We start from the raw sequence: 12,426 nt of genomic DNA on the forward strand, positions 1-12,426 counted from the left end.
ATGTTTATCAATAAAAAAGGCTGCAAGCGCTACTGGATAAAGCGCTGGCAGCTATTGTTTTAGGAGTCTTGACTCCTGCACGCGCCGCGTTGCGGCGCGTGGCTGTCAGGACCAGGACAGCGCGGAGATGTCGTTCACGAACACGGGCATGTCTTTCCACAGGCCCTTGAGGTTCTTGTTGGCCACCGTGATCCACTGGTTGGAGTACAGGAAGGCGTGTACCGCATCGTTGGCCAGCAGGCGCTGCGCATCGCCTAGCAGCTTGGCGCGGTCGGCGGGGCGGGCGGCGTTCTTGATCTGGGTGAACAGGTCGTTGAACTTGGGCGAGTTGTAGGCCCAGTAGTAGTCGGGCTTGGCAAAGTTGCCCAGGTCAAAGGGCTCCACGTGGCTGATGATGGTCAGGTCGTAGTTCTTGCTGCCGTAGGTGCCGCTGAGCCACTGCGCCCATTCCACGTTCTGGATCTTGGCGATGATGCCGACCTTGGCCAGCTGGGCCGCCACCACCTCGCCGCCCTGGCGGGCGTAAGGCGTGGGGGGTAGCGTCATGGTCAGCTCCAGCGGTGTCTTGATGCCGGCCTCGGCCAGCAGCTTCTTGGCCTTTTCAGGGTCGTAGGGGTTCACGCCCGTGGTGTCCACGTAGCCAAACGCGCCGGGCACGTAGTGGCTGCCGATGGGTGCGCCGTAGCCGTCGCCCGCGCCTTCGATCACGGCCTTGCGGTCAATGGCTGCGGCAATGGCGCGGCGCACGCGCACGTCGTCCAGCGGCTTCTTGCCGTTATTGATGGCCAGAATGGTCTTGGCGCGCGAGCCGCTGACCACCACCTGGAACTTGGGGTTGGCCTTGAACTGCGCCACGCTGCGCGGTGTGACGCGCGGGAAGGCGTCCACGTCACCGGCCAGCAAGGCGGCGACCTGGGCGGCTGGGTCGGAGATGAAGCGGAAGGTGGCGCGCTTGATCTTGAGCGACTTGGCGTCGCGGTAGTCGGCCCAGGCGGTCAGCACGACCGACGAGCCCTTGTTCCACGCCTGCAACTGGTAAGGGCCGGTGCCCACGGGCTTGGTGGCGTTGGTGTCGGCGCTCTTGGGCTCCACGATGATGGAGGTGGCCTGGCCCAGCACGAACAGCAGGTCGGGGTCGATCTCCTTGTTGAGCAGCACCACGGTGTAGTCGTCCACCACCTGGGTGGTGATGCCGGCAAAGGTGCGCTTGTCCTTGTTGGTGCTCTTCTCGCCGCCTGCCCGGTCGTACGAGAACTTGACGGCCGCAGCGGTGAAGGGCTCGCCGTTCTGGAACTTCACGCCACGGCGCAGCTTGAAGGTGTAGGTCTTGAGGTCGGGCGAGACCTCCCAGCTTTCGGCCAGCAGGGGCGACACGCTGCCGTCGGGGTTGATCTTGGTGAGCGTCTCGAAGATGTTGTACTGAACGATCTCGGCGATGGCAGATGCCGCACCGGCGGTGGGGTCCAGGCCTGGGGGCTCCAGCGTCATTGCCAGCGTCACCGCATCTTTGCGGCCTTGCGCCAGGGCGCCAAGCGAGGTGGTCAAGGGCACAGCGGCGATGGCGCCAGTGGCAAGGACGGTACGGCGGTTCAGCATGTTCGGACTCTCCAGACAAAAAACCAGACAACAACCATAAAGACCCCGGTGCAATTTGTTACCGGGGAGGAAAGAAGCTTTTTACACCATCACACCTGCATGTGGTTATGCGGTTTTTGCCGTTGTCGCAGCGGCTGCCGCACGGCGCGCCCGCGCGCGGCCGGGCAACACCTGCGGCACGGCGCCCACCAGCGACTGTGTGTACGGGTGCTGCGCGTTGCGGAACAGCTCGCCCGGCGAGCCGCGCTCCACGATGCGCCCCTGGTACAGCACCACCACCTCGTCGCACAGGTGGTTGACCACCGCGAGGTCATGGCTGATGAGCATGTAGGTGATGCCGAACTGCTGCTGCAGGTCCTGCATCAGGTTCAGCACCTGGGCCTGTACCGACACGTCGAGCGCGCTCACAGGCTCGTCGGCCACGATGAGGCGCGGCCGGGTGATGAGGGCGCGTGCAATGGCGATGCGCTGTCGCTGGCCGCCAGAGAATTCGTGCGGGTACTTGCCCAGGTCGTTGGTGCGCAGGCCCACTTGCGACAGCACCTGGGCGGCCTGCTCGCGCTGCTCGGCGCGCGTGGTCTGGCCTTGCGCCTGCAGTGGTTCGGTCACGATGCGCTCCACGGTCTGGCGCGGGTCCAGCGACCCATACGGGTCCTGGAACACCATCTGAAAATCGCGGCGCGCCTGGCGCAGCTGCTCGGCGGGCAACTGGTGCAGGTTGCGGCCCAGCAGCTCCACCGTGCCGGAGGTGGGTGCATCCAGCGCCATCACCAGCCGTGCCAGGGTGGACTTGCCCGAGCCCGATTCGCCGACGATGCCGAGGCTGCGGCCAGAGGCAATCGAGAAGTTCACGCCGTTGAGCGCATGCACCTTGCCCGGGGGACGGAACAGGTGCTCGCGGGGCAGGGTGTATTCGCGCACCAGGTCGGTCACCTGGAGCAGTGGCGCGGTGGCTGGCGCGACGGTGGTGTGGGGTGCCTGGGTCATGCAGCCACCTCGATGATGTTGACCACGTCCGCACTCTGCGCCTCGGCAATGGCTTCGCGCCGCAGGCAGCGCACCAGGTGGTCGCCGTCGGCATCGGTGGCCACCAGCGTGGCCTCGGGCTGCTTGTGGTGGCAGTCATCCACCGTGTAGCTGCAGCGCCCTGCAAACGGGCAGCCTGCGGGCAGGTCCACCAGCTCGGGCACCGTGCCCGGAATGGTGGACAGACGAGGGCGTTGCCCGGGCGCGTGCACGGCACCCAGGTGGGGCCGGGCGGCGAACAGACCGCGTGTGTAAGGGTGGGCCATGGCCGAGAAGACCGAGGCAGTGGAGCCGCTTTCGACCACGCTGCCGCCGTACATCACCATCATGCGGTCCACGTTCTGCGAGATCACCCCCAGGTCGTGCGAGATGAGGATCAGCGCCATGTTGCGCTCGGCCACCAGGTCGCTGATGAGGTCCAGGATCTGCTGCTGGATGGTCACGTCGAGCGCCGTGGTGGGCTCGTCGGCAATCAGCAGGTCGGGCCCGCAGGCCAGCGCCATCGCAATGGTGATGCGCTGGCGCTGCCCGCCCGAGAACTGGTGCGGGTAGGCGTCAAAGCGCTGTGCGGCGTTGGGGATGCCCACGCGGTCCAGCAAGGCAATCGCTTCGGTGCGTGCGGCTGCTGCATTCATGCCCCGGTGCAGGCGCAGCGGCTCCGCCACCTGGCGGCCAATGGTGTGCACGGGGTTCAGGGCCGTCATGGGCTCCTGGAACACCATGCCAATGCGGTTGCCGCGCATCTTGCACATCTGCGCATCGGTGCGGCCCACCAGCTCTTGCCCATCAAAGCGGATGCTGCCGGTGACCTGTGCGCTCTCGGGCAGCAGGCCCATGAGCGACATGGCGGTGATGGACTTGCCGCAGCCGGACTCACCGATCAGGCCCAGGGTTTCACCGCGCGCCAGCGAAAAGCTCACGCCGCGCACGGCATCGGCGGGGCCCCGGTGCGTCTGCAGGCGGATGCGGAGGTTGGAGACTTCTAACAGAGACATCGTGGAATGCAGGTGGTCTTCGGTGCGGAGCTGTCAGCGTTTGCGGGAGAGGCGGGGGTCGAGCAAATCGCGCAGCCCGTCGCCCAGCAGATTCAGCCCCAGCACCGCCAGCGCAATCGCCATGCCGGGCCACACCGCCAGCAGCGGGGCCTGGAACATCAGCGTCTGTGCCTCGCTGAGCATGCGGCCCCAGGAGGGCTGGGGCGGCTGGGTGCCCAGGCCCAGGTACGACAGGGCGGCCTCGGCCAGGATGGCGATGGCGAATCGGATCGACACCTGAACGATCAGCACCGATGTGATGTTGGGCAGCACATGCTCAATGGTGATACGCCAAGGCCCCTTGCCGCAGGCACGGGCCGCGAGAACGAACTCCCGGCCCCAAATCGCATTTGCCGATGCACGCGTTAGCCGCGCGAAGTTTGGGATGTTGTAGATGCCAATGGCGATGATGGAGTTGACAATACCCGCGCCAAACACTGCCGTGAGCATGATGGCAGAGAGAATGGCAGGAAACGCGAAACTGAAGTCGGAAAGTCGCATGATGAGCTCTTCCACCCACCCACGCTTGGCGGCGGCTAGCAGCCCCAGCGCTGTACCGATGGTGAGGCCGATGCCGACTGCGATCACGCCCACGAGGATTGAGCTGCGCGCCCCGACCAGCAGCAGCGAGGCTACGTCACGGCCAAAAGCATCGGTGCCGAGCCAGTGCTTTGCAGAGGGGCCGGCCAGCTTATTGGCCAGGTCCATCTCGTAAGGCGACCAGGGGGTCCACACGAACGATAGCAGCGCGGCCAGGATCAACAGCAGCGACAGGACCGCTCCGATAACGAAGCTGCGGTGACTCAACGCGCGGTGAAGCCAGCCGGGTGCGGAAGACGAAGAGGAGGGGGAGACGGAGGCGCTCATGGATGGATCAGATGTCGGAGGCCTTCACGCGGGGGTCGATCACGGCGTAGAGGATGTCCACGACGAAGTTCACGATCACCACCATGGCGGCGAGCAGCATCACGCAATTGCGCACCACGATCAGGTCGCGGTTGGAGATGGACTGGAAGATCAGGCGCCCGAGGCCGGGCAGATAGAACACGTTCTCGACCACAATGGTGCCCGCAAGCAACTCTGCAAATTGGAGTCCCATCACCGTGACGACCGGGACCATCGCGTTACGTAGCACATGGCCCCACAGCGCAGCGCGCTGCGTGAGGCCCTTGGCGCGGGCGGTGCGTACAAAGTCTTCACGCAGCACCTCCAGCACGGCCGAGCGGGTGATGCGCGCGAGGATGGCAGCCTGCACCACGGCCAGCGCAGTGGCGGGCAGCAGCAGGGCTTTGAGGGCTTCTAGCGGGCTGCCGCCAGCGTCTTCCGTCCAGCCCGGAAAGCCACCGGCTGAGAACCACTGCAGCTTCACCGAGAACAGCAGGATCAGCAGGATGGCGAACCAGAAGTTGGGGATGGCAATGCCGATCTGCGCCAGGCCCATCACGCCCACGTCACCCAGCTTGTTGTGGCGCGCGGCGGCGTACACACCGGCGGCCAATGCCAGCACCGTGGTGATCACCATGGCCATCAGGGCCAGCGGCACGGTAAGCGCCAGGCGCTCCAGCACCAGGTCGAGTACGGGCGAGCTGTAGGCGTAGCTGTCGCCCATGTTGCCCACCACCAGGCCGCTCACCCATTGCCAGTAGCGCAGGCTGGCGGGCTGGTCCAGACCCAGCTTGGTGGCCAGAGCCGCCACCGCATCGGGAGAGGCATCGGGACCCATCAGAATCTGCGCGGCATTGCCCGGCAGGATTTCCAGCACCAGGAACACGACGATGGAGGCGCCAATCAACGTGGCCAGGAGGGTGACAAACCGCTTGAGAAAAAACAGGCCCATGGGTGGGGTGCGTTGGCAGGTAGGTCGGACGCAGGGGCGTCAAAATTAATGTGTATACACAGCATAACGGTAAAAACGTCCCCGTCAGCGGTGGTGGGTTGCAGTGTGGCACGCAAGGCACATGCCACCGGCGCGGGATAATACGGAGCATGAACTGCGCCGCTCGCTCCGTTGCCCCTGTTTTTGGCCCCGTGCACTGGGAGGCTGTATGGCGCTGATGATCACGGACGAGTGCATCAACTGCGATGTGTGCGAGCCCGAGTGCCCCAACCAGGCGATCTACCTGGGGCAGGAGATCTACGAAATCGACCCGAACAAGTGCACAGAATGTGTAGGGCATTTCGACGAGCCCCAGTGTGTGCAGGTCTGCCCTGTGGCCTGCATTCCCGTGAACCCGCAGCACGTGGAAAGCCGCGAAACCCTGTGGCAGAAGTTCCAGCGGCTGCAGGCGTCCACGCCGACGTAATTTGAGCCAAATCGACCGCTTGCGCTAGTGGTTCATGCCTTGTGTGCTACTGAATAGATAGCATTATCAGTGCGCAACGGCTGGACGGACTGGTGGCTCTTCAGTCCTCCACAGGCCGAGGGGGCTTGGGGCGGGGCGGTTTGGTGGTGTGGATGAGCAGCGTGCCCTTTTCCATGTCCCCCGCCAACAGAGCGGGGTAGGCCTTGAGCGAGTGGGCGATGCTGTCCTCGATCAGCGTGCGCTGGTCTGGTGACGGTTTCTTGAGCACCCAGTTGGCGACTTCGCTTTTGACGCCCGGATGGCCGATGCCGATGCGCAGGCGCCAGTAGTCGGGCGATCCCAGCTGTCCGTGGATGTCGCGCAGGCCGTTGTGCCCGGCATGGCTGCCGCCGCGCTTGAGCTTGACCTGGCCCGGTGCAATGTCCAGTTCGTCGTGCACCACCAGGATTTCCTCGGGCAGGATCTTGAAAAAGCGCGCCAGCGAGGCCACGGACTTGCCCGAGAGGTTCATGAAGGTCTGCGGCTCCAGCAGCCACACGTTCTGGCCGTGCACCGTGGTGCGTGCCACCAGGCCGTGGTAACTGCGCTCGGGCACCAGCGTGGTCTTGAGTTCGCGCGCCAGGGCATCAATCCACCAGAAGCCGGCGTTGTGCCGCGTGTCCTCGTAGTCTGGCCCGGGGTTTCCCAGGCCTACAAACAGCTTGATCATGTGCGGGATTATCGGTGGCTGGGGGTGGAGAAAGGCCGTCAGCATTGCTGCCGCTGCCTGAGGATGCAGTCGGCGAGAGAGAGGTGCGGCGTGCAAAGTGCGCCACACCAATGAAAACGGCCCACGCAAGGTGGGCCGATTCGTGGTCAACACCGCAAAGCGGGTTGACCGGGTGAAGTGATCGAGGTCGTTGACCGGCGAATTACTTCTTGCCCTTGCCCTTGCCCTTGGCATCGGCAGCAGGAGCGGCTTCAGCAGGGGTCTCGACGACCACGACTGGAGGCACCACGGACACCAGCACGGGGTTGTTGTTCTGGCCACCACGGACCTTGGCCACCACGCCCTTGGGCAGCTTGATGTCCTTCAGGTGCAGGGAAGCACCCTTTTCCAGCTTGGACAGGTCCACAGCGATGAATTCGGGCAGGTCCGAAGGCATGCAGGTCACGTCCAGTTCGTTCACGATCGGGTTGACCATGCACTTGTCCACCTTGACGGCGTTGGACTCTTCTGCACCGCTGTAGTGCAGTGGCACCTTCAGGTGCAGCTTGGTCTTGTCGTCCACGCGCTGGAAGTCGATGTGCAGCACCAGTTGCTTGTACGGGTGGTATTGCACGTCACGCAGCACAACCTTGGACGTGGCGCCAGCCACTTCCATGTCCAGCACGCTGGAGTGGAACGCTTCCTTCTTGAGGGCGTGCCACAGTGCGTTGTGGTCCACCTCGATCAGTTGTGGCTCGGTAGCACCACCGTACACGATGCCAGGCGTCTTGCCCGAATTACGCAGACGGCGGCTCGCACCCGTACCCTGCTTGGCGCGCTCAAAAGCGACGAAGTTCATAGTTAGCTCCTGAAAAGGGTAGACCGCGACCAGTCGTACCCCGATTAAAAAAGACCTGTGACGCCTTCATGGCGGCAGGCCTGCGCATTGCTCTCGAACAGACAAGCCTCCCGAAGGAGGCCTGCGTGCAATCCGACTGCAACGCTCCCGGGGGAGCGTGTCAGAACAGGTTGTCCTGGTCCGAGAACAGACTCATGACCGACTCACCCTTGGCAATGCGCTGGATCGTTTCGGCGATCAGCGGGGCCACGGAGAGTTGGCGAATCTTGGAACATCCCTTGGCGTTGTCGCTCAGCGGGATGGTGTTGGTCACCACGACTTCATCGAGGGCTGTGCCCTTGGCGATGCGTTCGATGGCAGGACCCGAGAAAATGGGGTGCGTGCAGTAGGCGTACACCTTCTTGGCACCGCGCTCCTTGAGCACTTCGGCAGCCTTCACCAGCGTGCCGGCGGTGTCGATCATGTCGTCCATGATCACGCAGTTGCGGCCTTCGATCTCGCCGATCACGTGCATCACTTCCGACACGTTGGCCTTAGGACGGCGCTTGTCGATGATGGCCAGATCGCAGTTCAGTTGCTTGGCCAGGGCGCGTGCGCGCACCACGCCGCCCACGTCGGGGGAGACGACGATCAGATCTTCGTAGTTCTTCTGGCGCAGGTCGCCCAGCAGCACCGGCGACGCATAGATGTTGTCTACGGGAATATCGAAGAAGCCCTGGATCTGGTCAGCGTGCAGGTCCATGGTCAGCACGCGGGCCACGCCCACGGCTTGCAGCATGTTGGCCACCACCTTGGCCGTGATGGGCACACGGGTAGAGCGGGGGCGGCGGTCCTGGCGGGCGTAACCGAAATAAGGAATCACGGCGCTGATCCGCTCAGCCGACGCGCGCTTGAGCGCATCGACCATGATCAGCAGTTCCATGAGGTTTTCGTTGGTGGGTGCGCAGGTGGACTGCACCACGAAAACATCACGTGCGCGCACGTTTTGTTTGATTTCGACGGTGACTTCACCGTCAGAGAATCGACCCACGTCAGCCGCACCGAGGGTGGTGCCGAGGTGCTGGGCAATTTCAGCTGCCATGCCAGGATTGGCATTGCCGGTGAAAACCATGAAGTCGGGGTGGTTGGCTTGCATGAGCGTCCCAGCAGTCTGAAATAAAAGCCCGTACGCGGAAAGCGTTTGGCAGGGGAAGAAGGATTCGAACCTTCGCATGCCGGAATCAAAATCCGGTGCCTTAACCAGCTTGGCGACTCCCCTACACAGGTCAATTGCCGAGGGCAACCAACCTTAAATTTCTCCTGATGCCCAACCTGCCAGAGGATGGATCATCAGATTTTCACATGCCTTCACTTGCCAGCCCTCGGGGGCTCCGCTCAAGTCAACTGCGTGTGACATATGCGCAAACACCGCACTGCCTGAGCCTGTCATTCTGCCTTTGAGGCCGCGATCTTTGAGCCATTCAATGGCTTGAAAAACATCGGGGCAAAGAGCCTGAGCAACTGGCTGCAAGTCGTTTCGACCGAAGTCAAAGTGTGCTGCAGCAAAGCCTAAGATTGTAGCACTATCTGAATCGCGTTTCAAACTTGGTGACGAAAAAATTTCTTTTGTCTCCAAACCTGCTGCGGGCTTCACGATCACAAAGCTCGCTTGCGGTAGCTGGTGCACTTTCTCAAGCGGCGTGATTGTCTCACCAATTCCCTCCACCCAAGCGTTGTGGCCGCATAAAAAAAACGGAACGTCAGCGCCCAACTGCAAACCGATCTTTGCCAATGCGTGTCTTGGCAGGTTCAGCCCCCACAGCCGGTTCAATGCCAGCAGCGTGGTGGCGGCATCTGAAGAGCCGCCTCCCATGCCTGCCTGTGCCGGCACGCGTTTCAGAACGCCAATGTGAGCGCCCTCGCTGCAGCTCGTTGCAGCCTGCAGTGCATGTGCAGCGCGGACCGAGAGGTCCACTTCGGGTAGTGCTGTGGACAGGTCTTCCCTCGAAATCAATCCATCCGTGCGGCGTTGGAAGTGCAGGGTGTCGCACCAGTCCACAAGCATGAACACGGACTGCAGCAGGTGATAGCCGTCAGCACGCCGTCCGGTGATGTGCAAAAAAAGATTGAGCTTGGCCGGGGCTGGCACGTCATACAAGGCTTGCATGGGGCGAAATAGTGGGGAGCGAGGTTTTGCTGTGCGAACGGCTCTGCTGGCCGCAGCAGTTTGCAGGCCTTCAGGGAGTCAGCGCAATGCGCAGCGTGGCGGTAGGCTGCGGGTCGCTACGGCGTGCAGTCAGTCGCCCGTCTGCAATGCCGGTAAGGTCTGCTTGCCACCCCGTCGCACTGGCCTGGGTGCCCTTGAGCCAGCTGAACAAGGCGGTCACGGGAATGCGAGTGCCAGTCACGTCCTGGAGCAGCGTGTCCAGGGAATCAGAGGTGCGGGTGTCCTGACCGCTAAGCAGCTGCGCGTGACCATCTTTCCAGTCGAGTTGCGCAATGCGATTGCCGAAGGGGCTGAGCAAAACGAGTCCACCCGCCTGGGCGGTGCCGCGCAGCTCGAACATGGCAGAAAAAGACTGCGAGGCCTGCCCGTCGATTTGCAGGGCAATGCGCCCACTCCAGCTGTCTTCGTCCGTGGGGGCTGTGGCCATTGGCTGCGCGCAACCTGCAAGCCACAGCGCCCACAACACCAGCCACCATGCCCACCGGTGAGGAAGAGTCCGTAGCCGACTCTTTGACGTGGCGCTGAGAAGGCCCGGCATCAGAGGGAGGCCCCGAGGCGTTTCAGGGTCTCTTTGAGGGTGTCATTATCAGGACTGGCACGCTGGCCTTCTTTCCAGACGCGTGTTGCACCGTCCCTGTCGCCCATGCTCCAGAGCACCTCGCCCAGATGTGCAGCAATCTCCACATCGGGCCGTGCCTTGAAGGCTACTTCGAGGTGTTTGCGGGCGTCTGCCTTGTTGCCCAGGCGAAACTCCACCCAGCCAAGGCTGTCTAGGATGAAGGGATCGTTGGGGGCGAATTCCAATGCCTTCAGGATGAGCTGTTTGGCCTCGTCCAGCCGCACTCCGCGGTCTGCGAGCGAATAGCCAAGGGCGTTGTAGGCGTGGTGGTACTCTGGCTGGCGTGCGATCACCTGACGCAACAGCTTCTCCATCGTGTCCGGCTGGCCCGCCTTTTCTGCCAGCATGGCCTGGTCGTAGACCAGCTCGGCGTCGTCCGGGGCCAGTGCCACCAGTTCGACTTGTACCTTGTAGGCTTCCTGGTACAGGCGCTGGTCGCGTAACAGTTGCACTTCGGCCATCAGCTTCATGCGTTGGCTGTCTGCTGAATTGCCTGGCAGGTTGCGCAACAAGGCCCGCGCCTGGGTGAGCTTGCCCTGGCGTGCCAGCAATGATGCACGGCGCGTCTGCGCACCAAAGACTTCCTCTGCGTTGTCGATCCGTGCGAGCCAGGCTTCCGCGCCCGCAAAGTCTTTCTTTTTCTCGGCAATCTGCGCGTGCAGCAGGTACGCTTGCGTGAGGCTCTTTCGCCGCAGGTCGGAGTCACCAGATGCAGATGCCAGTTCCATGAACCGTTGCAGCGATGCCTCTGCGGCAGGCAGGCGGTTGTCCTGGTACTGCAAGGTGGCGGCCACCAACCACGCCTCTGCCAGGTCAGGCTTTTCCTTGGTGACCGTCTCCAACTGGCGACTGGCCTCCGGGTAGCGCTGAAGGCCCAGCAATACCCTGGCATATGCCATGCGCAGGTCCGGGATGGGTTGTCTGGACAGCGTTTGCGTCACGATGGGCTCTGCGTCCAGCAGGCCTTCGTCCATCAGCTCCAGCGCCAGCCGGGCCGCGCTTTCGCTGGCATTGTCCAGGCCCTGTGCCCTACGTGCTGCGTCGAGCGCACCGGCCTTGTCGCCCGCTGCAAGCCTCAATCGGCCCAGCGACACCCAGGCCTCGGGTCCGGTGGCAGGGTTGGTGAGTTCATTGACCAGGGCCTGTTCCACCACCTTGGCGGCCAGCGCTTTGTCACTCGCGCGTCCATACAGTTGTGGCAAAGATGCCAGCGTTGACGCCTTGGTCCTAGGAGCGGCTTGTGCGAGTTCCTGGCGCAGCAATTCTGGTGTTTCTGCGATGCGGTTCAATGCGATCAGGATCTGCAGCACATACTGATTGGCCTCGCGCGACTGGGGCAAGGCTTCCTTCCAGGCTCGGGCTGCAGCCAGGGCGTATTCGCCTGATCGTGATTGCAAGGCAATGTCAGCAGCCCTTTGGTAGAGCTGCCCGTCAGCGCTTCGGCGCGCAGCCTCCAGCATGAACGCGTAGCCTGCACCTGGGTCCCCAGTTCGTGCACTGATCTCGCCCAGAAAGATTTCGTAGAACAGCTCTGCGTCCAACGCGGGGTTGGACTCTACCGGTGGGGGCTCGCTCGGGGGGCGGCTTTCACCGGCGGGCTTTTGGGCCCAAGCTGAGTGGGCGGACGCCGCAATCACGGTGACCAAGGCGACGGTACGAAAGCTGTGGGATAACACCATCGGGCCATAATAATCCATGCCTGTTAAGCCGTTGCCCGGTTGTTTGTATGCCTGAGTTGCCTGAAGTGGAAGTGACGCGGCGCAGTTTTGCTACCGCGATCGCTGGAGCCCGGATCGAGGCTGTGATGATGGGCAAGCCCCTGCGGTGGCCTCTGGGTTGTGACCCGCAGTTGCTGGGAGGCCAACAAGTGGTCGGATTGCGCCGGCGGGGCAAGTATCTGTTGCTCGATATGAACCAAGGCGTTCTGCTTCTGCATTTGGGGATGTCGGGTAGCCTGCGTTTTGCTTCAGACATGCCAGAAGCGGGGGGGCATGACCACTTTGACCTGGTCACCGACCGGGGCACGCTGCGCCTGCATGACCCGCGACGATTTGGCGCGGTGGTCTATGCGCCATCAGAGAACTCGCCGGTAGCC

General features: G+C 62.9%; 13 protein-coding genes and 1 tRNA gene. 2 read left to right on the forward strand and 12 right to left on the reverse strand.

The window, feature by feature from the left end; translation table 11 throughout:
* Positions 1-105: 105 nt before the first annotated feature.
* The 5 genes from DBR23_RS21195 to DBR23_RS21215 all read right to left on the reverse strand — a co-directional run bounded on the left by DBR23_RS21195 (position 106) and on the right by DBR23_RS21215 (position 5,493).
* Positions 106-1,596 carry an ABC transporter substrate-binding protein gene (locus tag DBR23_RS21195; RefSeq protein WP_108499511.1) on the reverse strand — a complete coding sequence of 497 codons (1,491 nt, stop codon included), beginning with the start codon at positions 1,594-1,596 and terminating at the stop codon, positions 106-108.
* A gap of 105 nt (positions 1,597-1,701) precedes the next feature.
* Positions 1,702-2,583 (reverse strand): ATP-binding cassette domain-containing protein, encoded by an 882-nt coding sequence (locus tag DBR23_RS21200; protein ID WP_108499512.1) that lies wholly within the window; start codon positions 2,581-2,583, stop codon positions 1,702-1,704.
* The gene (locus DBR23_RS21205; RefSeq protein WP_108499513.1) at positions 2,580-3,617 is read right to left on the reverse strand and encodes an ABC transporter ATP-binding protein; all 1,038 of its coding nucleotides are present in this window, start codon (positions 3,615-3,617) and stop codon (positions 2,580-2,582) included. Before DBR23_RS21205 ends, DBR23_RS21200 begins: the two co-directional genes overlap by 4 nt.
* A 33-nt stretch (positions 3,618-3,650) precedes the next feature.
* Positions 3,651-4,523 (reverse strand): ABC transporter permease, encoded by an 873-nt coding sequence (locus tag DBR23_RS21210; protein WP_108499514.1) that lies wholly within the window; start codon positions 4,521-4,523, stop codon positions 3,651-3,653.
* Between the two features lie 7 nt (positions 4,524-4,530).
* Complete coding sequence (locus DBR23_RS21215; RefSeq protein ID WP_108499515.1) at positions 4,531-5,493, reverse strand: ABC transporter permease; 963 nt, start codon at positions 5,491-5,493, stop codon at positions 4,531-4,533.
* A 208-nt stretch (positions 5,494-5,701) separates the two neighbouring features.
* Between DBR23_RS21215 and DBR23_RS21220 the strand changes: the two genes are divergently transcribed.
* Positions 5,702-5,959 (forward strand): YfhL family 4Fe-4S dicluster ferredoxin, encoded by a 258-nt coding sequence (locus DBR23_RS21220; protein ID WP_056060470.1) that lies wholly within the window; start codon positions 5,702-5,704, stop codon positions 5,957-5,959.
* 100 nt (positions 5,960-6,059) lie between these two features.
* Here DBR23_RS21220 and pth read toward each other — a convergent pair whose 3' ends face one another.
* From pth to DBR23_RS21255, 7 genes are all read right to left on the reverse strand, one after another.
* Positions 6,060-6,668, reverse strand: a complete 609-nt coding sequence (pth, locus tag DBR23_RS21225) for an aminoacyl-tRNA hydrolase (RefSeq protein ID WP_108499516.1) — start codon at positions 6,666-6,668, stop codon at positions 6,060-6,062.
* A gap of 202 nt (positions 6,669-6,870) precedes the next feature.
* Positions 6,871-7,506 carry a 50S ribosomal protein L25/general stress protein Ctc gene (locus tag DBR23_RS21230; RefSeq protein WP_056060476.1) on the reverse strand — a complete coding sequence of 212 codons (636 nt, stop codon included), beginning with the start codon at positions 7,504-7,506 and terminating at the stop codon, positions 6,871-6,873.
* A gap of 160 nt (positions 7,507-7,666) precedes the next feature.
* Positions 7,667-8,641, reverse strand: a complete 975-nt coding sequence (locus DBR23_RS21235) for a ribose-phosphate pyrophosphokinase (protein ID WP_056060480.1) — start codon at positions 8,639-8,641, stop codon at positions 7,667-7,669.
* 46 nt (positions 8,642-8,687) lie between these two features.
* Positions 8,688-8,764: transfer RNA gene (locus tag DBR23_RS21240), tRNA-Gln, on the reverse strand.
* Between the two features lie 30 nt (positions 8,765-8,794).
* Positions 8,795-9,652 carry a 4-(cytidine 5'-diphospho)-2-C-methyl-D-erythritol kinase gene (gene ispE / locus DBR23_RS21245; RefSeq protein ID WP_108499517.1) on the reverse strand — a complete coding sequence of 286 codons (858 nt, stop codon included), beginning with the start codon at positions 9,650-9,652 and terminating at the stop codon, positions 8,795-8,797.
* A 70-nt stretch (positions 9,653-9,722) separates the two neighbouring features.
* Positions 9,723-10,139 carry a lipoprotein insertase outer membrane protein LolB gene (locus tag DBR23_RS21250; protein WP_108499518.1) on the reverse strand — a complete coding sequence of 139 codons (417 nt, stop codon included), beginning with the start codon at positions 10,137-10,139 and terminating at the stop codon, positions 9,723-9,725.
* Between the two features lie 110 nt (positions 10,140-10,249).
* Complete coding sequence (locus DBR23_RS21255; protein ID WP_108499519.1) at positions 10,250-12,028, reverse strand: tetratricopeptide repeat protein; 1,779 nt, start codon at positions 12,026-12,028, stop codon at positions 10,250-10,252.
* A gap of 29 nt (positions 12,029-12,057) precedes the next feature.
* Between DBR23_RS21255 and DBR23_RS21260 the strand changes: the two genes are divergently transcribed.
* The coding region (locus tag DBR23_RS21260) for a DNA-formamidopyrimidine glycosylase family protein (protein WP_304466227.1) at positions 12,058-12,426 on the forward strand (369 nt) is incomplete at its 3' end.

Source organism: Acidovorax sp. HMWF018 (assembly GCF_003061035.1).
Lineage (GTDB): Bacteria > Pseudomonadota > Gammaproteobacteria > Burkholderiales > Burkholderiaceae_C > Acidovorax > Acidovorax delafieldii.